Annotated in this window: 1 protein-coding gene; it reads left to right on the forward strand. The window is 63.8% G+C overall.

What is annotated here, in order from left to right; all coding sequences use genetic code 11:
* Window positions 1-221: 221 nt before the first annotated feature.
* A partial coding sequence (locus tag EN914_RS36960) for a SapC family protein (RefSeq protein ID WP_127389757.1) occupies window positions 222-847 on the forward strand: 626 nt, incomplete at its 3' end.

The raw sequence follows: 847 nt of genomic DNA on the forward strand, positions 1-847 counted from the left end.
CTCTTGCGCGCATAAAAGGACAGGCGGCGGTCGTGTTCCCCAAGACAATCGATCGCCGCAAATCCCAAAGATACAGCACCGCCTGTCCTTTTATGCGCGCAAGAGACGCTGTAGTACTTTGTCCTGCGCGGGATTCCTTTCGATCCAAGATCAGCGCAAACAAAGCATAGATCCCGGCTTCGGGACCATTGGCAGCCTGATGGGCGTGCGGGAGACGGATGATGGCGGATGCAAAGACGGACGTGCCGAGCGATGCGTTGCCGCTGTTCTATTCGAGGCCCGAGGCGCTCAATCCGGCGCGGCACGGCTCGCTTGGCCTGACAGCGCGCAGTGACTTCGGCTTCGCCCGCTCGGCGCACGCCATTCCGGTGGTCGCGTCGGAGATGCCGGCGGCGATGCGCTCCTACCCGATCGTCTTCATCGGCCCGACCAAGTCGCCGGTGATCATCACCGGCGTGCGCCAGAACGAGAATCTGTTCGTCGATGCCGACGGCAAATGGACCGGGCCGCACTACATCCCCGCCTATGTCCGCCGCTATCCCTTCATCCTGGCCGAAGACCCGACATCGGCCGGCCGGCTGACGCTGTGCGCCGACCGGGCAAGCGACCGTGTCGTCGACCAGCTGCTGGCGCCGTTGCGCGACGACAAGATCGCGCCGTTCTTCGCCGGCAACGAGCCGACCGAAGCGACCAGACAGGCGCTCGCCTTCTGCAACCAGTTCCAGATCGACTTCCGAGCCACCCGCGAGATGGTCGAAAAGATCGATGCGCACGGCCTGTTTTCGCCGCGCCAGAGCAAGGTGACGCTGGAGGGTGGCGAGGTGCTCAACCTCACCGACTTCCAGGT

Origin of the sequence: Mesorhizobium sp. M7A.F.Ca.CA.001.08.2.1 (assembly GCF_003998455.1) — a bacterium.
Taxonomy (GTDB): domain Bacteria; phylum Pseudomonadota; class Alphaproteobacteria; order Rhizobiales; family Rhizobiaceae; genus Mesorhizobium; species Mesorhizobium ciceri.